Genomic DNA, 21,939 nt, shown 5'->3' with positions numbered 1-21,939 from the left:
CTTGAGAGCTTTTTACGCAATGGGCATTCATAATGCTTAGTATTGTAGGGACTATAATGGTTTAAGTCAATAAACTATACGCAGTTTTTATATCATTTTGTGTAAAACCTCTGGAGGTTAAAAACTGTACTACCTTTTGTTTTTGTTGATTATTTTTAGAATCGATAACTTTAAACTTTTTCAACAATTGTTGATAAGCTATCTCAGACCAATTAATATCAACTATATTTAAGAGCTTTTTATTGATATCAGATGATAAACCTCGTTGCTTTAATTCTAAACTAATTTTATATTTTCCATACCCTTTATTAGCACGCATAAATATATATTTTTCAATATATTGCTCATCATCCATCCAATGTTTCTGGGTACAATGTTTAATGACATGCTCTATTTGTGTCTTTAATTGAGTTAATTGTTCTGGGTAATCATCTTCTGCACATTTTATTTTTTTACTAAAAAATAAAGTTAATTTTCTGGTAAGTTCATATGAAGAGTGATCACGCTGTGCAAGTAATTGCACAGCTTTGGCTAAAATTAATTTATTAAGATTGTGTGACATTATTCGAAATTTTCATCTTCTATTGTAGATTCTTCGTCCTCTGCAGAGAAAACAGCAGGGCTATTTAATAATAAATCACGTAATTTTGTTTCAAGCTCGGTAGCAATTTCAGGGTGTTCTTGTAAAAACTTAATTGAATTAGCTTTACCTTGTCCAACTTTCTCGCCATTATAGCTATACCATGCGCCGGCTTTATCAACTAATTTATGTTTAACACCCAAATCAATCAATTCACCTTCTTTTGAGATACCACATCCATAAAGAATTTGGAATTCAGCTTGTCTAAATGGCGCAGCGACTTTGTTTTTAACCACTTTTACCCGAGTATCACTACCGATAACATCTTCTCCTTCTTTTACTGCACCAGTACGGCGGATATCTAAGCGCACTGAAGCATAGAATTTTAATGCGTTACCGCCAGTAGTTGTTTCAGGATTACCAAACATAACACCAATTTTCATACGAATTTGGTTGATGAAAACGACAAGACAATTCGCATTTTTGATGTTAGCGGTTAACTTACGTAATGCTTGAGACATTAAACGTGCTTGTAATCCCATATGAGAATCACCCATTTCACCTTCAATTTCCGCTTTTGGTGTTAATGCTGCGACAGAGTCGACAATAATGACATCTACAGCGCCAGAACGAACCAATGCATCACAAATCTCAAGAGCTTGTTCACCAGTGTCTGGTTGTGAAACTAATAAATCGTCAACTTGTACCCCTAATTTTGCAGCATAGATTGGATCTAAAGCATGCTCAGCATCGATAAATGCACAGGTTTTACCTTCTTTCTGTGCTTGTGCAATAACAGATAATGTTAATGTTGTTTTACCTGATGATTCAGGTCCAAAGATTTCAACAATTCTGCCCATTGGTAAGCCACCAATACCCAATGCTATATCTAATCCTAAAGAACCAGTTGAAACGGCGTCCACATCTAAAGTTTGTGTGTCGCCTAAACGCATTATTGAACCTTTACCAAATTGTTTTTCGATTTGACTTAATGCTGCTGAAAGTGCTCGTTGTTTGTTTTCATTCATATAATTAAATTCCAATAAGTAAGGATATGAGATACATTATACTGTATTGTTATACAGTATCAAGTTTTTTTTATAAACAGTATTAAATTGATTAATTATGTGAAATTATTCACAAATTTTCTTAATATTTATTACTAAATCCCGTTATGCAATTAATTAAACATTATCTTGAGAGTTATTTAGAATAACGATCTTCATATCGCCATTTGAAAAATGATAATAATCAAATTATGCTAATTTAATTAGGTAATACTTTCATAAAAAAGAAGCATTTGATATGATTGGCATCAAGAAGCTTTTTGGCCATTATTAATTTATTAAATTAATTACCACAGAACATAATCGTTTAACAAATATTGGCAATTTTTTATATATAAACGTTATGCTAATCAAAAACATCTTTACTAATTAATACACAATCAAATAAAGGAAAATGATGACTGTTGATAATCAAAATTATGTATTGTGTTCCCATTGTGATTTGGTTATCGGATTAACAGATGTTGCAATTGGACATAAAGCTACTTGTCCTCGTTGTACTACAACATTGTTTAAAAATCAGAATAATATGAAATTTCGCGTGTCAATGTATGCATTTTGTTCATTAATTATGCTTATCGTCGCTTGTGGGTTTGTGTTTATTGATATTAATTTAGTCGGTAATGTTAATGGTGTAAGTGTTTTAGATATACCCAAAATACTTTTTTTTGATAGATATAGCTATATTTCCGCATTATTTGTTTTATTTGTGCTTGTTTTTCCATTACTCAATTTATCTATTATTGTATTACTTTGTTGCAAAATAAAACTGACTAAATATCGAAAAAGAGATCTTTTGATTGTTTATGAAAAATTTCAGCATTGGTGTATGCCTGAGATTTTTTTGACAGGAATTTTAGTTAGTTTTGTTAAATTAATGAGTTATGGCAGCCTTGGTGTTACAGGGACCTTTTGGGCATTTTGTTTATTTGTTTTCTTTTATATCAAAGCAGTAGTTATTTTTACACCCGGTAAAATATGGAATGAAATCCATCGTAATAATTTTACTTTAAAACCATTAGAAGTAGGTAAAACGGGAATGTATCAAAATATAAAATTGTGCAGCTGTTGCCATGCAATTATTCCTGCTGAGTATGCTAAATGTCCAAGATGTAAACAAAAAAGTCAACTTAGAGGAAGAGATAAAGTACAGTGGACGATTGCACTTTTAGTTACTTCACTGATTATTTATATACCAGCTAATTTATTTGGCATCATGATTACTGAAGTTTTTGGTGCACCATCGAGTTCGACGATTATGGATGGAGTTATCTATATGTGGCAAGCAGGGGATGTGCCGGTAGCATTAATCATTTTCGCTGCTAGTGTAGTTATCCCTATTTTAAAAATTATTTCTCTTAGCTGGCTTTGTTATTTTGCTTTGGCAGTTAAGAATAAGAAAAAACGTAATTGTCTAAAAATGAAGAAATTATATAATGCTGTTGAATTTATTGGTAAATGGTCAATGATCGATATCTTTGTGGTTTCGGTAGTGTGTTCTTTAGTGAGAAATCAACAAATGATGGGCGTATATCCTGATATAGGGGTAAGTTTTTTTGCTACTGTCGTTATCATTACAATGATTGCATCCCAAAAATTTGATCCACGTTTGCTTTGGGATCGAATACCAACTAGAAAATAAAATAATAGGAATAATATGGCAAGCTCAAATAAATCAGCAAAAATAATTAAAATTAGAGCAATTTCAGCAATATGGATTATTCCCATAGTTACCGCAGTTGTTGGTTTATGGATTATCTATGCCCATTTTGCTGATCGAGGTACTCCTTTTACCTTATTGGCTAAAGATGCAAGTGGTATTGTAGCTGGTAAAACAGTCATAAAAAATCGCAGCGTTGATGTTGGTATTGTTGATGAAGTGACATTATCTGATGATTACAAACAAGTCGTAATCAAAGGTCGAATCTATAACGACATGAATCCGCTTTTGAAAAATGATTCAATATTTTGGGTGGTTAAACCTGAAATTGGTCGTGATGGTGTGACAGGGCTAGGAACTATTTTATCGGGTGTCTATATTGAGCTTGTTTCAGGGAATGATACTCATAGCTTTAAAAATAATCCATTTATTCTATCTGATGCACCGCCCTTATCAGATCCAAGCATAAAGGGAATTCGTTTAAATTTAGATAGCGATCAAAGTGGTGTTGTGCCACGCGGTGCTAAAGTGATGTTTCGCGGCTATCATGTTGGTAATGTTGAAACGTCACAGTTTGATGTTGAAGCACGTAAAATGAAGTATCAAATTTTTATTACGACACCTTATGATGCATTAGTTACTGAAAATGTACGGTTTTGGAAAGAAGGGGGAATCAATTTAACGTTATCTTCTCGTGGTGCCAGTTTAGATGTGCCTTCTTTAGATGTTCTAATGTCAGGCGGTATTAGCTTTGATTTACCTGATGGGGCAAAATTAGGACAACCGGCTAAGCAACATGATGTATATAAATTATATGAAGATAGAAAGTCGATTCAAGATTCACAATATACTGAATATAAAGAATTCCTACTTATGATTACGGACTCAATATCGGGATTAACCGAAGGTGCACCAGTTGAATATCATGGCATAAGGCTCGGTACAGTAAGTAAAGTACCGTTTTATACCACAGAAATGTTGCAAGAAAGATCAATCCTTAATCAAAGAGTACCGATACTAATTAAAATCGAACCTGACAGATTAGCTGAATTGGTAGAAGATAAGATAGATATTGCTAATTTAATTATAAATGAGCAAAAAAATGGTTTGCGAGCATCATTAAAGACTTCAAATATGTTTACGGGGGCACTTTATATTGATTTAGATTTTTATCCAGAGTTAAAAGACAAATATGATACTAAATTAGCTAAACAATATGGATACGATACTATTGAAACTACATCAACTGGATTTGCGCAAATTCAAGCAAAAATACTGCAATTATTAGATAATTTTAATAGTTTACCTGTTAACAATACTATGGAGCAATTTAATAAATCCTTAGAATCGAGTCAACGCTTAATGAATACCATAAATCAAATTATGGCAAGTAAAGAGATGCAAAATATGCCTAAAGATTTACAAAGAGCTATGCGTTCATTAAATGAAGCGATGAAAGGAATACAACCAGGTTCACAACTTAATACACAAATGAATGAAAGTTTACAGAAAATTCAGCAAATGATGGATGAATTAACTCCTTTACTTCATACGCTAAATAATAAAAGTAACGCATTGATCTTCTCTTCACCAAACAAAAAAGATGAAGAACCAAAAGCCAGAGGAAATAAATAATGTTCAAATCGATTCGATGTTTTAAAATTACACTATTGATAGCATTATTAGCGGTAATGGTGGGTTGTTCATCAAATACCGAAAGAAAAAATTATTTTCAATTAACAAGTAATTTAGTTAATGTTGATTCAGTGACGACTCACTCGACCAATAAGTTTATTTGGATTGAGTCTATTGAAGTAGCCAGTTTTTTAAATAAATCAGGCATTGTTTTACAAACACAAGATATAAAATATGTTACAGCAACTAATAATTTATGGGCCTCAACATTGTCTCAACAATTTGCAGATAGATTATCGCAGGATCTAACTCAACTTTTACCTAATTATTTAGTCTCAACCAAATCTATTACTACACCTACCTTAACAATTAAGCTTTTTATTGATGGTTTCCATGGTAGTTATAAGGGGGATGCAGTGATAAAAGGGCGCTGGGTAGTGACAGATAATAAAGGACAAATTAGGACTAAAGTTATTGAACGCAGTGTTCCGTTGGCAAAAAATGGCTATAGCGCACTGGTAAAAGCCTTATCGCAAGGCTGGCAAGATGAAGAGTTAGAATTTGCGAATTCAATCAAATATTAGTTATTGTTTAACATTCCGCCGATATAATGGCGGAATGTCATAGATAGTTAATTTCAAATTATTATAACTGTTTTTTCAATTCACTAAATACCTGCTCTTCAATTTCAACCCAACCTCGAACACTATTAATAAATGCTATTTTATCGGCCTGTAAAATATCTTTTTTGTTTATCGTTTTCTCAATTAATTTATGCTGATTTAAATAATGTTGTCGCATAGTGCCAGCTAATAGTCCTGATGTAATGGCAGGAGTTATCCACTTATCATTAATTAATAGGGCGATATTACCATTAACAAACTCGGTAATTTCATCATTTTGATTATAATTGATATATTCTTGACCAACTGTCAATTGAGGAAAATGTTGCCGATTGGTTGTTTTATGATAGAGAAAAACATTATGCTTATCGACACTTTTAGGCGCAAAAGCTATATTGTCAATCACCATTGAGGTAGTGAGCAAATCTATGCTTATTTCCGATTGTCCAGATTTAGATAGTAGAAGTCTAACTTTATATTTTCCTAATGGATTTTTTTGGGCTATCTTCGTTAGTGTCTGTTTGACTGTTTGAATATCACATTTAAAATCAAAATATTGCGTTGAGTCGTTCAATCTGTCTAAATGTGCATTAAGTAGCAAAAACTCTCCATTTTCTAACAATAAGGTTTCAATAATATATTCAGGTATAGATAAAGTTCTATGCAAAATAGCTGTTTTCGCTAGGACTTCGTTATATTCATCATTGGCGCTTGAATCCCAAGTAATGCCTCCACCAACACCATAATTCAACTGTTGATTATTAATGGTTAAGGTACGTATTGGAATATTAAATATCGCCTTTTTCATAAAAGGGTCAATATAACCAATTGAGCCACAATACACGCCACGAGCTGAATTCTCAATATTACTAATAATATGCATGGTACTTGCTTTAGGTGCTCCAGTGATTGAGCCACATGGGAACAGTGCTTGCAATAGTTGATATAGGTTAATATTATCTTTTAATATTCCTTGAATTGTCGAGGTTAGTTGCCATACCGTTGGGTATTTTTCTGCGGTAAATAAGTGTGGGACGGTGATCGATCCTGGTTTTGAAATTCTGCTCAAATCATTACGCAGTAAATCGACAATCATCATATTTTCAGCAAGATTTTTTTCTGAACGCAACAACTCTACTTGTTGTTTATCTTGTTGTGTCGTCAATCCTCGGGCGGTAGTACCTTTCATTGGTTTCGTTGTAATAGTTTTATCTTCTAATTTAAAAAATAGCTCAGGAGAAATAGATAAGATATGATAATTTTCAAATTCTATATAGGCACAATAATTGGCAAGATTATTTTTTTGTAGAAAGTAATAATAATCTAAAGGATTACTATTAAATGGTGCACTAAATTGAATGGTATAATTGGTTTGGTAAGTATTACCTAATTCAATTTGCGAGTGAATATAGTCAATTTTTTGCTGATATTCGTTAATATCAGTATCACAAGATAACTTTAACGATAGTGGTGAAAAGTGATTTGAATCTGGAATCGGCTCACTCGTATACTTATCAAAAATACCAAATAATAGTAATGGTAAATCAAGATTTGAGCTTTTTATAACTTTGGTTTTATTGTTTTCACTAAACCCCATAGCACTTTCATAAGCAAGATAACCACAAGCGTAATAACCTTTATTTGTGAAGCTTTCTATTTCATCAATGCGTTGTTTAATAGCTCTATAATCGTTTGATTTTATAATTTTGATTGGATCACAAAAATATTTACGTTCACCTTCAAAATCGATATAAATTTTCATATTAATTACCATTAACAAAGTTACTAATTATTTTTAAACCAGATTCTGTCTTAATTGCCTCTGGGTGAAATTGTACCGATTCAATTGGCAGTGTTTTATGTCGTAATCCCATAATCAATCCTTGCCTATTTTTAGCGGTAACTATTAAAGGTGACTCATTTAATGGCAAATTAGGGTGGGCAATTAGAGAATGATACCTAACCACGGAGAGTGGATTTTTAATCCCGACAAATAAGCCTTGCTCATCATGTGTAATTTCATCAATTTTACCATGCATTGGTACTGGGGCTCTAACAATGCTATAACCAAAATATTGGGCAATCGCTTGATGACCTAAACAAATGCCAAGTATTGGGCAGTGATTAGCAAAACAATTGATCGCCGATAATGATATTCCGGCATTATCGGGTGTTCCCGGCCCCGGAGAAATGACCATTTTGGAAAACGATAATCGCTTTAATTCATCAATAGATTTTTCATCATTTTTGATGACCATAACTTCGGCTCCTGCACGGCAAAGGTAATCATAGATATTAAAAGTAAAAGAATCGTAATTATCAATTAGAAGAATCAAAATAGTACCCAATGCTTAATAATTATAAATAAAGGAGGTTTTAACGAGTGACTGGTGATTTTATTATAAAAAGCGATGCTATATAAAGTAATTAATTACTTATTAAAAAAACTATCTACGACTATACTAGACATTTAAAAACCCTGTTTCTCAAAAATTTGAGGAGCGGGGTTTTTTATTACTTATTTCTCATAAAGTTAATATTTATGTGATCAATATCACACAATTTTTCTAATCTACTTGTATGGTAGTATGATTAGAATTAAAGTTTGCTCATTAATCATTTTTCAGAGGTATCAAATGAAAATCGTAAAAGCAGAGGTTTTTGTGTGTAGTCCAGGAAGGAACTTTGTCACATTAAAAATCACTACAGATTCAGGCGTATATGGAGTTGGTGATGCGACACTCAACGGACGAGAGCTATCTGTCGCATCATATCTCAAAGATCATCTTTGTCCACAGTTAATCGGCCGAGATGCTAGTCAAATTGAAGATATATTTCAATATTTCTATAAAGGTGCTTATTGGCGTCGAGGGCCAGTGACCATGTCAGCGATATCAGCAATTGATATGGCGTTATGGGATATCAAAGGTAAAGTAGCCAATATGCCACTTTATCAGTTATTAGGTGGAGCTTCACGTACTGGTGTCATGGTCTATTGCCATACCACTGGTAAAGATATTGAAGAAGCGTTGGATGATTACGCCAAACATAAGGAAATGGGGTTTAAAGCCATTCGTGTTCAGTGTGGAATACCAGGAATGAAGACCACATACGGCCAAAGTAAAGGTAAAAATTTAGCTTATGAGCCGGCTACTCGAGGTAATTATCCTGAAGAACAATTTTGGGCAACCGATAAATATCTTGATTTCACACCAAAATTATTTGAAGCAGTAAGAAATAAATTTGGTTTTAATGAACATTTATTGCATGACATGCACCATCGTTTAACCCCAATTGAAGCAGCACGATTTGGCAAAAGTATTGAAGACTACCGACTATTTTGGATGGAAGATCCGACACCTGCAGAAAATCAAGAGTGCTTCCGTTTAATTCGTCAACATACCGTAACACCAATTGCTGTCGGTGAAGTATTCAATAGCATTTGGGATTGTAAACAATTAATTGAAGAACAACTGATTGATTATATTCGAACCACGATAACTCATGCTGGTGGTATTACACATATGCGCCGGATTGCTGATTTTGCGGCTCTTTATCAAGTTAGAACTGGTTCGCATGGTCCATCTGATTTATCACCAATTTGTCATGCAGCGGCGCTGCACTTTGATATGTGGGTACCTAATTTTGGTGTACAAGAATTTATGGGTTATTCCGAACAGATGTTAGAAGTTTTCTCGCCTAATTGGACCTTTAATGATGGTTATATGCATCCAAGTGACAAACCCGGATTAGGAATTGATTTTGATGAAAAACTTGCAGCAAAATATCCATACAATCCTGCTTATTTGCCAATTGCTCGTCTAGAAGATGGCACATTGTGGAATTGGTAATTAAAAAATGAAGGAAATTAATATGTCAACTTTAGAAACAATGGAAGAAAAAGAAAAACGGAATATTATAAGGCGTGTAGCTGTTGCATCATCTATTGGAACTGCTGCAGAATATTATGATTTTTTTGCATATGGAACGGCAGCAGTACTCTTTTTTGGTCAACTGTTCTTTCCTAGTAATGATCCTTTTATTAGCACTCTTGCAGCATTTGCTACTTATGCAGTAGGTTTTTTTGCTAGACCTATTGGCGGTATTGTTTTTGGTCATATGGGCGATAAAGTAGGAAGAAAAAAAGCGTTAGTCATTACTATTTTAATTGTTGGATTAGGAACATTCGTTATTGGTTTATTACCAACTTATGCATCAATTGGTTGGTGGGCACCTGTAATTCTAATTTTAATTAGAGTTCTACAAGGATTTGGTGTTGGTGGCGAACAAGCAGGTGCGGTGTTGATGACAGCGGAATATTCTCCGCCTGAAAAGCGCGGATTTTTCTCTAGTTGGGTGCAAATAGGGGCACCACTTGGTTTTTTGTTACCTTCAGCGCTTTTTGCTTTATTAACATCATTACTTTCAGAAGAACAAATGCTTGATTTTGGTTGGAGAATACCATTTTTATTAAGTTTACTTTTAGTTATATTGGGATTATTTATCCGATTACGTATTGACGAATCACCTGTTTTTGAAAAAATTAGACAAACTAAAGCTGTTGAATCTTCAATGCCGTTGAAAGATGTTATGAAAAATTATCCGGGGATTGTTGCTAAAGGGGTTGGTGCAAAACTAATTGAAGCATGTTCATTTGCCATGTTTACAGTGATTGTTTTAGCCTATGTAAATGTAAATCAATTTAATAAAAGTTATGTATTAGATGCAATAATTGTTGCTGTAGTCATCGAGATTTTTACTATCCCGTTAATGGGCGCTTTATCGGATAAATGGGGAAGAAAAAGAGTCTATATACTTGGCGCTCTTCTGCAAGTAATTTTTATAGTTCCATTTTTCTTAATGGTCAATACACAAAATTATATATTAATTCAATTAGCAATGATAATTGTTTTACCTATAGGTCATGCTATGTGTTATGCACCACAAGCATCATTCTTCCCAGAATTATTTCCGACAGCAATTCGTTGTAGTGGTATAGCGTTGATATGGCAGGTTGGTTCATTAATTGGAAGTGGTATTTTAGGGCTTTGTGCAGTTAAGATTTTACAAATGTGTAGTGGACATTATTCTGGATTAGCCTTATATGTTGGTACATTAGGTATTTTATCTGTTATTGGTATTGCGTTATTGCCTGAAACAGCACCTAATAAAATTAAAAAAGAATATCAGCAATGGGTAGGAAAATAAAACTACAAAATAAATGATTATTGTTTAATTAATTATTAATTAGAGACTTTTATGAGATTATCAAATCAAACTTTATCACAACTACCTAAGGGGGTAGTTGTTCCAACTTATGATAGAAGCAAAATTAAAACCAAAATTGTTCATCTCGGTTTTGGCGCTTTTCATCGTGCTCATCAAGCTGTTTATACGGATATACTAGCTACACAGCATGATAGCGATTGGGGATACTGTGAAGTTAACTTGATTGGTGGTGAAGCTCAAATTCAAGATTTAAAACAACAAGATTGCTTATTTAGTGTTTGTGAAATGTCTTATGATAATTGGAATACCCGCGTTGTTGGTATTGCAAAAGAAGCATTACATGCAGATATTGATGGAATACAAAAAGTCTTAGCGGTGATGACTCGTCCTGAAATTGCGATTGTATCGATAACCGTAACTGAGAAAGGCTATTGCTATCTACCTTCGACAGCATCCATAGATACTAATAATCCATTAATTAGTCATGATATTTCTTATCCTTATGCACCCAAATCTGTTCCGGGCGTCATTGTTGAGGCATTACGTTTACGTAAAGAACAAGGATTAAAACCATTTACGGTGATGTCTTGTGATAATATGCCTGAAAATGGGCATGTTACACGTAATGTTGTTTTAGCATTGGCTAAACAGCGAGATCCTGATTTAGCCCAATGGATCAATGATAATGTTACATTTCCATCTACAATGGTTGACCGAATCGTACCAGCTGCAACGCCAGAAACTATGGTAAAAATAAACAAACAACTAGGTGGTATTGATGACCCTGCTGGTATTGCTGGTGAACCATTTAGGCAATGGGTTATTGAAGATAATTTTGTGGCAGGGCGCCCCCAATGGCAAAAAGCAGGTGCAGAATTAGTTAATGATGTATTGCCATATGAAGAAATGAAGTTACGCATGTTAAATGGTAGCCATTCTTTTTTTGCATATTTAGGCTATCTAGCCGGTTATTTACATATAGATGAATGTATGCAGGATAATAATTATGTTACAGCTGCTAGACATTTAATGCTAAATGAACAAGCAACAACGTTGCGAGTTAAAGATGTTGATCTTTCTGCTTATGCTGATTCATTACTTGATCGTTATCGAAATACCGGTTTAAAACATCGTACATGGCAAATTGCAATGGATGGAACATTGAAGCTACCTCAACGAATGCTTGATTCAATTCGTTATCATGTAGCTAATAATAATACTGCATTTGATTGTCTTGCTTTAGGTGTTGCTGCTTGGATGCGCTACGTTAGTGGGGTTGATGATGCGGGTAAATCTATTGAGGTAAGTGATCCTTCAATTATGCAAATAAACGAGCTTGTCGCAAATAGTGCCGATGATGAAAATAGAGTAAAAGCGTTATTGTCTTTAACTCATGTGTTTGGTAGTGACTTACCGCATAATCAACTTTTTGTCGATAAGGTAACAAATGCTTACCTAGCATTGCGAGATTTAGGTGCTAAACAGACAGTTAAAAATTTAACTGAACTTTTTAGTACTATAAATGCAACTAACAATAATTGATAATAACTAAGGTGTAATAGCTTATTTTAGTCATTACACCTTCTATAATCATATTTCTAGTTATTTAAAATATATAGTATTTTTTAAAAAAACTTTTCTTATATTTAAAAATCACCTACTATTTATTGTAATTTAATTTTATTACATAAAAATGGTATATGTTTAAACTTATTGAATTAAATATTTCTGAGCCGGTTAATCAGCAAGTTTATCGTGCATTAAGAAGAGCGATTATTACTTGTCAGGTGTTACCGGGAGTTTTACTTTCTGAAAAAGAGATTTCAAGTCAATTCAATGTATCACGTCAGCCAGTTCGTGAAGCATTTATCAAGTTAGCCGAAGCCGGGTTAGTTAAAATTTTGCCACAGCGAGGCACATTTGTAACTAAAATCTCCATTAAAAAAGTGATTGATGGGCAATTTATCCGTGAAGCCGTTGAGTGTGCAATTATTAAACGAGTAGCACAAGAAATTACCGAATCCGATCTGGTATTATTGGATAAAAATCTTGCCGAACAAATAGATGCCAATAAGCGAAAAGATATTCGTTCTTTTTTGGAAAAAGATGACGAATTTCACCAAATTATAATGAATGTTATCGATTGTCCAATGGCTTGGGAAACGGTCGAAAATATCAAAGCAATGATGGACAGAGTTCGCTATCTCACCTTAGAAGATATTTCTCCACCAGAAGACTTAGTAAAGCAACACAAAAAAATCGTTATGGCACTAAAAAAACATGATCCGGAAATGGCGGCATTGGCGCTGCATGAACATTTATCTACTATTCTACAAACCATAAATATAGTCTCACAACAACGTAATGATTGGTTTGTTGATTAGCTTAGGTAAATAATAAGGTTAAGTTAAGAAAAAATATTTATAATGAGATTAATTATTATAAATAATAATTGAGACTTTCTATTATGATACGACAAGTTAAAATTCGAGTGTGTGGTCATGTACAGGGTGTTGGTTTTCGCTTCTTTACTTATCAACAAGCTACCAAACTGGGTTTAGTTGGTTATGTTAAAAATTTAGATAATGGTGATGTAGAAATACTAATACAAGGGGATAGCATATCAATTGCTAAATTAATACAATGGCTTAAACAGGGCGGACCAGTTTCAGCCCGTATAACGGCGATAAATGTTACAGAATTAATTCCTGAAAACCAATTAAATGCTTTTAATATCAAATATTAATTTTATACCTAATAAGGTATTTTATAATAATAGCCTATTGTTAAACAAAGTTAACATTGAAAGGTTTATTATTTATAAACCATTATTTAATTAATTGTTTAACGTTTACGCAAATATCCGAAAACACGATAACCTTCTATTTTCCATAATCCATCTTTATAAATTAACGGAAAAGTCACCCGACTGCTTGCGTTAGGTCCTGGATTTTGCTGAACAATTTCGATTTCGTTGTCGCTAACTTTACTGATAATAGCAACATGGCCGTATTGAGACCAGCCTAAAACAATAATATCTTCTACTTTAGGTTTGGTGGTTGATCCATTATGGAACTGAAGTAGATTACGTCTGGTATTCATTTTGCCATCAGGAATAGAATCATCGAAAAAATCTTTTGCATGGCCATAACTATCCGGCATTTTATGATTGAAACGTTCATAATAGTAACGTTTAATAAATTCAACACATTGATATTTAAGACCTAAATTATAACCATCTTTAGCTACATTGCGACTACTGACATGATTTATATTGCCATTATAGTAAACTTTAACTCCATTGAATTCGTCGACAACTGTGCCAATTTTACTCTCATTAACATTTAAATCAGCATAAGCATAATGATAAAAACTAGCTAACTCCAGCATTAATAAAACAGTTAATAAATAGAGACTGTTTTTTAATCTAAATAACATATTGATTTCCTATTAATATTTTTAATCATTATTAATTGATTATAGCTAATTTTCAGACTTAAAAATTAAGCATAATAGCTCTATATTACTAAAAATTTTATATATTAAATGATATATTATAGTAAATAATTGATCAATCAATGAAGAGCATTATATTTTCTTTAAATTCAAATACATTAAAATATATTTATTGGTATATTTTGAGGTATTTATGGTATTAATATTAATGTATCTGAATTATTATCAGAATGTCATTTAACTTCTTGCAATGTCAGATATTAATTTAATAAAAAATAAAGTAAAATAAATTAATATTTAGATGATTTGTCATAATGATATGCCTGCGTTATTGATTAATCTTATTCAGGTAATTAACGTAAACTATGAATAAAAAAAATTTAATCTGTTTCTTGCTTCTTATTTTAATAGTTGGTGTTTATTATAGTTATCAAAATGATGATGACGTGTTGAGTACGCCATCAAATGCAAATCAGCCTGAAATGCCAATTTATCAAAGTGAAGATATGGTTACCAATGTCTATGATTTATCCGGTAATATAGTATATAAAATTGAATCGGGTAAAGTAGAGCATTTTGATAATAATGAAAATACTGATTTTGATTTACCTAAAGTTACACTTTATGATCAGGATCATACCGCAACATGGCATATTCAAGCAAAACGAGCGACTTTGACAAAAGATAAACTAATTTACCTTTATCAAGATGTAACATTAACTAATTTAATAGCCGATTCTCAATTACAGCAAGTATTAACTGATGATGCAGTGGTTGATTTAACAACGCAACTAGTCACCTCTAAAGATCCAGTAAAAATCAAGGGAACTGGCTTTTTCTCAACAGGTGTGGGATTGGTTGGTAATTTGCGCGAAAAAACAGCAAATATACTTGAAAATGTAAAAACTTTTTATAATAGTGAGGCTCAATAAAAAATGAGATCAAAAAAACAGACATTTTTTCCATTATTTTTTATGCTATGTGCATCATTTACTTGTTTTGCTGATGAGACTAACGTAGATACTTCATCCGCCTCAAAAGATCAAAAGATGTTTGTTGATAATAAGCCAATTACCGTTGATGCAGATAACCAACAAATTGATATTGATAAAAATATTATTACTTTTAGTGGTAATGTTCAGATTATTCAAGATGGTTTGACGATATGGGCAGATAAAGTGGTGATTACAGATATGCAAGATACAAGTAAACAAAAAATAACTGCATATGGTAAACCGGTAAAATATAAACAAATTCTTCCACAAAATAAAAAAATTGTGACCGGTCATTCACAACAGGTTATCTATAATGTTAAAGAAAATAATATAGTATTACAAGGTAATGCAGAGTTATTTCAACAAGATAACCATATCAGTAGCTCAATTATTACTTATGATGTGAAAAAACAGCAAATAGTTGCACAACCAGGTAAAAAAGGCCGAGTGAAAAGTACTATCATTCCAAGTCAAGTAAAAGAGATGAATAAATAAATGGCAATTTTAAAAGCGGAAAATCTTGCTAAAGTTTATAAAAAACGACGAGTTGTTGAAGATGTTAGTTTAACTGTAAACTCTGGTGAAATAGTTGGTTTACTTGGTCCTAACGGTGCTGGTAAAACAACTACTTTTTATATGGTGGTTGGTATTGTGACTTTAAATGCCGGAAAAATTTACCTTGATGATCATGATATCAGTATTTTGCCATTACATGAGAGAGCGCAAAAAGGAATAGGTTATTTGCCTCAAGAAGCGTCAATATTTAGAAAGCTTTCCGTTATTGATAATATTATGGCTATTTTAGAAACTCGCAATGATATTGATAAAAATGAAAAGATTAATCGCGCAGAAGAGTTACTTGAAGAGTTTCATATTACCCATATCCGAGACAATATTGGTCAATCATTATCCGGCGGAGAACGACGACGAGTTGAGATAGCTAGAGCATTAGCGGCAAATCCTAAATTCATTTTACTTGATGAACCATTTGCGGGTGTAGATCCCATTTCGGTAATTGATATTAAAAATATTATTAAACACCTACGTGATCGTGGTTTAGGCGTACTGATTACCGATCATAATGTTCGTGAAACACTTGATGTTTGTGAACGAGCCTATATAGTGAATAAGGGACATTTAATTGCTGAAGGTACACCAGATAGTATATTAAATAATGACTATGTTAAACGTGTTTATTTAGGACATGAATTTAGATTATAGATTATGATGAAACAAGGCTTACAACTGAAGGTTTCGCAACAGTTGTCAATGACGCCACAATTACAATTAGCTATTCGATTGTTGCAATTGTCGACTTTAGAATTACGTCAAGAAATTCAAACTGTACTCGAAAACAATCCATTATTAGAGATTGCCGATCAGTATGATGAAATTAATGTTGAACAAGATGAACTAAACGAAAATATTGATACTCGTGAAGCATTAGATAGCCAAGAAATCCCCGAGGATATTCCATTAGATGCCTCATTAGATGATATTTACACAGCTGGTACTCCCTCAGGAACTCACTCAGATTATCGTAATGATGAGTTACCAATCTATCAAGGTGAAACACATGAAACATTGCATGATTACTTAAAATGGCAATTAGATTTAACACCATTTAGTGACATTGATCGTGCAATTGCTGTTTCGATTATTGAAGCTATTGATGACAGAGGTTATCTAACCGTTTCAACTGAAGAAATTCTAGAGGAACAAGGCAATAGTCAAATTGAACTTGATGAGGTTGAGGCAGTTTTAAAGCGAATTTGGCATTTTGATCCAATCGGGGTTGGAGCGAGATCTTTACAAGAATGTTTGTCTATTCAAACTCAGCATTTAACTTCGCCTGTATTAGTTAAACAGATTATTGATAACTATTTAGATTTATTAGCAAATCATGATTATCGAACATTAAAAAAACGCTTAAATGCGACGGATGAACAGTTAAAAGAAGCCATTAATTTTATTCAGCATTTACAACCTTATCCTGGTGATTCGGTCAATACCTTACCTCCGGATTATGTTATTCCTGATCTTGTGGTAAAAAAGATGGATGGGAAATGGATAGCTGAATTAAACAGCGATACCGTTCCGACACTGCGCATTAATCAACAATATGCGGCAATGGAAAAAATTAGTAATGAAAGTGATAGCCAATACATTCGCGCACATTTGCAAGATGCAAATTGGTTTATTAAAAGTGTCGAAAATCGTAATGAGACACTATTAAAAGTGAGTCAATTTATTGTTGAGCACCAACAAGAATTTTTTGAAAATGGTGCTGAATATATGAAACCAATGATTTTGTCAGATGTTGCTATGGCGATTGATATGCATGAATCAACAATTTCACGCGTTACAACGCAAAAATATTTACAATGCCCTAATGGTATATTTGAGTTGAAATTCTTTTTCTCTAGCCATGTTAATACTGAATCTGGTGGTGAAGCATCATCGACAGCAATTCGGGCTTTAATTAAAAAATATATTTCTGAAGAAGATGCTAAAAAACCTTTAAGTGATAGTAAACTAGTTTCAATTTTAGAAAATCAAGGGATTATTATTGCCCGTCGAACGGTTGCTAAATATCGTGAATCTTTATCGATACCACCGTCAAATCAACGAAAACAGCTTTGATAATAATTGGCTGTTTTCGATTCTTTTACTATTAATTTTTAAATCACTTTTTGTGTTTCGATAGTCATCATATCAGAGGTAAAAGATCCATCTGATTGTAATTCGAAGTAAGATTTTGTATCTTGAGATGCACTTATTTGATAAGTTCTTATCGCATCCACTAAATTATTCGGTGTACGCATACGTTTTATCCAACTATCAAAAATCAAGGGTAAACGATGGCGTTGAATCTTATCAATAGTAAATCCAGCTTCGCTTAAAAATGTCAACCATTCGCCAGGCGTATAGTCGCGTACGTGGGATGTATCACGTAGTGCTTCAACTGTTTGTAACCAAATATCTAAAATAGGTTGACCAGGAGAAACGACATCCATAATAATTAATTTACCATTTGGTTTGGTGATCCGATGTAATTCACGCAAACTTTTACCCACATCCTGCCAATGATGGGCAGAATAACGGCTGACGACAATATCAAAATAGTTATCGTCAAATGGTTGATGTTCAGCATAACCTTGTACGGTGGTAATATTTTTTAAGTTACGTTCATTCGCAGTTTGTTCAACCACCGCTAACATTTGCTCCGATAGATCGTAAGCTGTTACGTGTTTAACCTGTTTTGCTGCAATAAAACTGACATGGCCTGCTCCACATCCCATATCTAAAAATTCAGCATTAGGATAATTAGTTAAAAAACTGGCTAGATATTCAAGATCAGCACCTTGAGCATGAACTTTACTGGTTAAGTAGGCGTTAGCTTGCTGGCCGAACTGTTGATTTACTTTATCATGATGGGTTGTCATTAATTATTCCTATACAAGGCGCTTGCGCGCCTAAATAAATTAATTTAAGAATGTAGGAATTTTATGCTCAAAAGAGCTGATAGCATCTTCATGTTGCAGGGTTAAGCCAATGTTGTCTAAACCATTTAATAAACAGTGGCGTTTGAAGGCATCAATTTTAAATGAATATTGTTTATCACCCGCGATCACGACTTCATTTATTAAGTCGATAGTGAATTCGATTCCATCATTGGCTTCAACCAATTTAAACAACTCATCTACTTCTTCTTCAGACAAGTTAACTAATAATAGTTGATTATTGAATGAGTTATTATAAAAGATATCAGCAAAGCTCGAGCCAATAATAGTTTTAAATCCATAGTCAGTTAATGCCCATGGTGCATGTTCTCGAGATGAGCCACAACCAAAGTTTTCACGAGCTAATAAAATACTCGCGCCTGCATATCGTGGTTTATTTAGTATAAATTCAGGATTAGGTTTTTTACCGGCATCATCTAAAAATCGCCATTCATGAAACGCATGTTGTCCAAATCCAGTACGAGTAACTTTTTGTAAAAATTGTTTAGGAATAATTGCATCGGTATCAACGTTCGCTGCATCTAAAGGAACGACTAATCCTGTATGTGTTGTAAATTTTGCCATGACAGCCTCCTTAAAATGGTTTGCGAATATCAGTAAAATGACCAGTAATGGCTGCTGCGGCTGCCATTGCAGGGCTGACTAGATGTGTTCTTGCATCACGGCCTTGTCGACCTTCAAAATTACGATTACTGGTAGATGCACAGCGATCACCTGGTGCTAATTTATCATCATTCATCGCTAAACACATTGAACATCCTGGTAAACGCCACTCAAATCCAGCATCGATAAAAATTTTATCTAATCCTTCCGCTTCAGCTTGTTCTCGTACTGGACCTGAACCTGGTACGACAAGGGCCTGAACTCCATCGGCAACTTTACGACCTTTGGCAACTTCAGCTGCAGCGCGAAGATCTTCAATACGGGAATTAGTACATGATCCAATAAATACTTTATTGATCTTAATATCAGACATTTTAGTTCCAGCGGTTAACCCCATATAGGCTAATGCACGTTCTGCTGAATGTTTTTCAATTGGATCAGAAAAATCTTGAGGATTTGGTACTTGAGAATCAATAGCGGTTACTTGACCAGGATTAGTTCCCCAAGTTACTTGTGGCGCAATATCTTTACCTTCCAAAGTAACAATGGTATCAAAGTGTGCACCTTCATCGGTTTTTAAGGTTTTCCAATAAGCGACAGCTTGCTCAAAGTCATCGCCTTTAGGAGAGAATTGTCGTCCTTTTAAATATTCAAAAGTGGTTTCATCTGGTGCAACTAATCCAGCTTTAGCCCCCATTTCAATTGCCATATTACATAATGTCATTCGGCCTTCCATTGATAAAGAAGTTATTGCTTCTCCACAAAACTCAACTACATGACCAGTACCACCAGCACTGGTTGTTTTACCAATGATCGCTAAGATAATATCTTTTGCAGTAATACCATCAGCTACTTTACCTTTGACTTCAATTTTCATTGTTTTAGCTCGACCTTGTTTCAACGTTTGAGTGGCTAAAACATGTTCAACTTCCGATGTCCCAATACCAAAAGCTAATGCGCCAAAAGCACCATGTGTTGCTGTATGAGAATCTCCGCAAACAATGGTCATACCAGGTAATGTCATCCCTTGTTCTGGACCAACAACATGCACAATACCGCGTAATGGACTTTGTAACCCATATAAAGATACACCAAATTCTTCTGCATTCTTGGCTAATTCAGTTAATTGGATTCGCGCCATTTCACTACAAGCACTTAAATCATTGCTTTTCGTTGAAGTATTGTGATCCATGGTAGCAAATGTTTTGTGCGGTTGACGAACTTTACGATTCATTGCTCGTAAGCCATCAAATGCTTGTGGAGAAGTAACTTCATGGACTAAATGGCGATCAATATACAAAATAGGCGTTTCATTAGGTGCTTCATAGACAACATGTGCATCGTATAATTTTTGATACAATGTTTTTGGTTTTGTAGACATTGCTGATATTCCTTTAATATTCTTACAAAAGGGTTAATAAGATATATTAACCCTTACTTTAAAAATTAAATTAAACGACAAATGGTATCGCCCATTTCATCGGTAGAAACATAACTACCACCACGAGCAAGATCAATAGTGCGAGTTCCTTGTTCTAAAGCTTTATTCACTGCATTTTCAATGGCTTTAGCAATATCATCACGTTTTAAACTATAACGGACTAATAGTGCTAATGATAAAATTTGTGCAGCAGGATTAGCAATATTTTTACCTGCAATATCTGGTGCACTACCACCGGCGGGTTCATATAAACCAAAGCCATCTTCATTTAAACTAGCAGAAGGTAACATTCCCATTGAGCCAGTAATCATGGCGCATTCATCTGATAGGATATCACCAAATAAGTTAGAACAAAGTAATACATCAAATTGTGCAGGATCTTTCACTAATTGCATAGTGGCATTATCAATATACATATGCTCTAATGTGACATCAGGGTATTGTTTAGCTACTTCACTGACAACTTCACGCCATAAAATGGAAGTTTGTAGAACATTTGCTTTATCTACAGACGTTACTTTTTTACGACGGATTTTGGCTGCTTCAAATCCCATACGGGCAATTCGTTCAATTTCAAAGCGGTGATAAACTTCAGTATCAAAAGCACGCTCTTGTGGACCTGTTCCTTCACGACCTTTTGGCAAACCGAAATAGATACCACCAGTTAACTCGCGCATACATAAAATATCAAAGCCACGCTTAGCAATATCTTCACGTAACGGACATAATTCTTCTAAACCTTGATATAAACTAGCAGGGCGCATATTGGCGAATAATTTAAAATGTTTGCGTAATGGTAATAGAGCACCGCGTTCAGGTTGTTGGTCTGGTGGTAAATTTGTCCATTTTGGACCGCCAACTGAACCAAATAAGATAGCATCAGCTTTTTCACATCCTTCTAATGTCTCTTTTGGTAGTGGGCAACCGTGAATATCAATTGCAGCACCTCCCACATCATATTCACTAGTTGTAATGGCTAGGTTATATTTTTGACGAATAACATCCAACACTTTATAGGCTTGTTTCATCACTTCTGGGCCTATACCGTCACCAGGTAATACTGCAATATGGTAATTTTGTGACATATCTATTCCTTAACAATCTAATTATATTTTAAGTATTTCGT

Annotated in this window: 21 protein-coding genes; 12 read left to right on the top strand and 9 right to left on the bottom strand. The window is 33.8% G+C overall.

The window, feature by feature from the left end:
• Nucleotides 1-61: 61 nt before the first annotated feature.
• Entirely contained in the window at nt 62-523 is a 462-nt protein-coding gene (locus H3T54_RS11940) for a regulatory protein RecX (RefSeq protein ID WP_198220902.1), read from the bottom strand.
• Between the two features lie 38 nt (nt 524-561).
• Complete coding sequence (recA, locus tag H3T54_RS03250; RefSeq protein WP_110447214.1) at nt 562-1,608, bottom strand: recombinase RecA; 1,047 nt, start codon at nt 1,606-1,608, stop codon at nt 562-564.
• A 436-nt stretch (nt 1,609-2,044) separates the two neighbouring features.
• On the opposite strand from recA, the gene H3T54_RS03245 reads away from it, so the two are divergent.
• From H3T54_RS03245 to H3T54_RS03235, 3 genes are read left to right on the top strand one after another with little or no spacing between them, the layout of a single operon-like run.
• The gene (locus H3T54_RS03245; RefSeq protein WP_198220900.1) at nt 2,045-3,289 is read left to right on the top strand and encodes a PqiA/YebS family transporter subunit; all 1,245 of its coding nucleotides are present in this window, start codon (nt 2,045-2,047) and stop codon (nt 3,287-3,289) included.
• Between the two features lie 15 nt (nt 3,290-3,304).
• Nucleotides 3,305-4,942: an intermembrane transport protein PqiB gene (gene pqiB, locus H3T54_RS03240; protein WP_198220898.1), complete on the top strand. Its 1,638-nt coding sequence runs from the start codon at nt 3,305-3,307 to the stop codon at nt 4,940-4,942.
• Nucleotides 4,942-5,526 carry a membrane integrity-associated transporter subunit PqiC gene (locus tag H3T54_RS03235; protein WP_198220896.1) on the top strand — a complete coding sequence of 195 codons (585 nt, stop codon included), beginning with the start codon at nt 4,942-4,944 and terminating at the stop codon, nt 5,524-5,526. The genes pqiB and H3T54_RS03235 overlap by 1 nt, the downstream gene beginning before the upstream one ends.
• Before the next feature lie 61 nt (nt 5,527-5,587).
• On the opposite strand, the gene pabB is transcribed toward H3T54_RS03235, so the two are convergent.
• Together pabB and H3T54_RS03225 are read right to left on the bottom strand one after the other, a co-directional pair.
• A complete protein-coding gene (pabB, locus tag H3T54_RS03230; protein ID WP_198220894.1) occupies nt 5,588-7,327 on the bottom strand; it encodes an aminodeoxychorismate synthase component I in 1,740 nt (579 codons plus the stop codon).
• Nucleotide 7,328: 1 nt separating this feature from the next.
• Nucleotides 7,329-7,901 (bottom strand): aminodeoxychorismate/anthranilate synthase component II, encoded by a 573-nt coding sequence (locus tag H3T54_RS03225; RefSeq protein ID WP_198220892.1) that lies wholly within the window; start codon nt 7,899-7,901, stop codon nt 7,329-7,331.
• A 300-nt stretch (nt 7,902-8,201) separates the two neighbouring features.
• Between H3T54_RS03225 and manD the strand changes: the two genes are divergently transcribed.
• The 5 genes from manD to yccX all read left to right on the top strand — a co-directional run bounded on the left by manD (nt 8,202) and on the right by yccX (nt 13,540).
• The gene (gene manD / locus H3T54_RS03220) at nt 8,202-9,416 is read left to right on the top strand and encodes a D-mannonate dehydratase ManD (protein WP_034902860.1); all 1,215 of its coding nucleotides are present in this window, start codon (nt 8,202-8,204) and stop codon (nt 9,414-9,416) included.
• Nucleotides 9,417-9,438: 22 nt separating this feature from the next.
• The gene (locus tag H3T54_RS03215) at nt 9,439-10,773 is read left to right on the top strand and encodes an MFS transporter (protein ID WP_110447220.1); all 1,335 of its coding nucleotides are present in this window, start codon (nt 9,439-9,441) and stop codon (nt 10,771-10,773) included.
• Nucleotides 10,774-10,824: 51 nt separating this feature from the next.
• Nucleotides 10,825-12,336 (top strand): mannitol dehydrogenase family protein, encoded by a 1,512-nt coding sequence (locus H3T54_RS03210; RefSeq protein WP_198220890.1) that lies wholly within the window; start codon nt 10,825-10,827, stop codon nt 12,334-12,336.
• A 158-nt stretch (nt 12,337-12,494) separates the two neighbouring features.
• A complete protein-coding gene (locus H3T54_RS03205; RefSeq protein ID WP_110447222.1) occupies nt 12,495-13,178 on the top strand; it encodes a GntR family transcriptional regulator in 684 nt (227 codons plus the stop codon).
• 83 nt (nt 13,179-13,261) lie between these two features.
• Nucleotides 13,262-13,540, top strand: a complete 279-nt coding sequence (gene yccX / locus H3T54_RS03200) for an acylphosphatase (protein ID WP_198220888.1) — start codon at nt 13,262-13,264, stop codon at nt 13,538-13,540.
• 98 nt (nt 13,541-13,638) lie between these two features.
• On the opposite strand, the gene H3T54_RS03195 is transcribed toward yccX, so the two are convergent.
• Complete coding sequence (locus H3T54_RS03195) at nt 13,639-14,232, bottom strand: CHAP domain-containing protein (RefSeq protein WP_198220886.1); 594 nt, start codon at nt 14,230-14,232, stop codon at nt 13,639-13,641.
• A 383-nt stretch (nt 14,233-14,615) separates the two neighbouring features.
• Between H3T54_RS03195 and lptC the strand changes: the two genes are divergently transcribed.
• From lptC to H3T54_RS03175, 4 genes are read left to right on the top strand one after another with little or no spacing between them, the layout of a single operon-like run.
• Nucleotides 14,616-15,182: an LPS export ABC transporter periplasmic protein LptC gene (gene lptC / locus H3T54_RS03190; RefSeq protein WP_198200787.1), complete on the top strand. Its 567-nt coding sequence runs from the start codon at nt 14,616-14,618 to the stop codon at nt 15,180-15,182.
• Between the two features lie 3 nt (nt 15,183-15,185).
• Nucleotides 15,186-15,740 (top strand): lipopolysaccharide transport periplasmic protein LptA, encoded by a 555-nt coding sequence (gene lptA, locus H3T54_RS03185; RefSeq protein WP_198220884.1) that lies wholly within the window; start codon nt 15,186-15,188, stop codon nt 15,738-15,740.
• Entirely contained in the window at nt 15,741-16,466 is a 726-nt protein-coding gene (lptB, locus tag H3T54_RS03180) for an LPS export ABC transporter ATP-binding protein (protein ID WP_110447227.1), read from the top strand.
• A gap of 6 nt (nt 16,467-16,472) precedes the next feature.
• Nucleotides 16,473-17,888 (top strand): RNA polymerase factor sigma-54, encoded by a 1,416-nt coding sequence (locus tag H3T54_RS03175; protein WP_198221137.1) that lies wholly within the window; start codon nt 16,473-16,475, stop codon nt 17,886-17,888.
• Between the two features lie 38 nt (nt 17,889-17,926).
• Here H3T54_RS03175 and H3T54_RS03170 read toward each other — a convergent pair whose 3' ends face one another.
• The 4 genes from H3T54_RS03170 to leuB form a co-directional block, all read right to left on the bottom strand.
• On the bottom strand, nt 17,927-18,691 hold the full coding sequence (locus tag H3T54_RS03170) for a class I SAM-dependent methyltransferase (protein WP_198200778.1): 765 nt from the start codon (nt 18,689-18,691) through the stop codon (nt 17,927-17,929).
• Nucleotides 18,692-18,730: 39 nt separating this feature from the next.
• Nucleotides 18,731-19,333, bottom strand: coding sequence for a 3-isopropylmalate dehydratase small subunit (gene leuD / locus H3T54_RS03165; RefSeq protein WP_198220882.1), 603 nt, complete (start codon nt 19,331-19,333; stop codon nt 18,731-18,733).
• Between the two features lie 10 nt (nt 19,334-19,343).
• Nucleotides 19,344-20,753 carry a 3-isopropylmalate dehydratase large subunit gene (gene leuC, locus H3T54_RS03160; protein WP_086363823.1) on the bottom strand — a complete coding sequence of 470 codons (1,410 nt, stop codon included), beginning with the start codon at nt 20,751-20,753 and terminating at the stop codon, nt 19,344-19,346.
• A gap of 65 nt (nt 20,754-20,818) precedes the next feature.
• Nucleotides 20,819-21,898, bottom strand: a complete 1,080-nt coding sequence (gene leuB / locus H3T54_RS03155) for a 3-isopropylmalate dehydrogenase (RefSeq protein ID WP_086363822.1) — start codon at nt 21,896-21,898, stop codon at nt 20,819-20,821.
• Nucleotides 21,899-21,939 lie beyond the last annotated feature (41 nt).

Source organism: Gilliamella sp. B14384G10 (assembly GCF_016101685.1).
In the GTDB taxonomy this organism is placed as follows: Bacteria; Pseudomonadota; Gammaproteobacteria; order Enterobacterales; family Orbaceae; genus Gilliamella; species Gilliamella apis_A.
The sequence above is the reverse complement of the archived record's forward strand: the minus strand, read 5'-3'. Positions and strand labels throughout refer to the sequence as shown.